Source organism: Fructilactobacillus sp. X2R6C1, assembly GCF_059901295.1.
On sequence record NZ_JBWXUZ010000052.1, the window covers coordinates 1 to 256 of the forward strand.

Below are 256 nucleotides of genomic sequence, written 5' to 3' on the forward strand. Positions count from 1 at the left end.
TCGTTATAGTCACGGAAGGATAATTTAGCTTGTGTCGAAAGGATTTCCCGAGCGTTGTTTTGGTCTTTGACTCCAGCCAATTGAACGCGGATCCGGTCTTTCCCTTCGCTTTGAATGTTAGGCTCACTAACGCCCAAAACATTGACACGCCGCTCAAGTGAGCTTACTGTAGCCCGTAAAACATCCGGGGTGATCTTTTCCCCAGACAGCGGTTTTACTTCATAAAACACTTCAAAACCGCCTTGAAGATCAAGAC

The 256-nt window shown here is 46.5% G+C and carries 1 protein-coding gene; it reads right to left on the reverse strand.

The features are described from left to right. Positions 1-256, reverse strand: a 256-nt coding sequence (locus tag AC6UDF_RS07320) for a hypothetical protein (RefSeq protein ID WP_500724223.1), incomplete at both ends; no start/stop codon positions are given.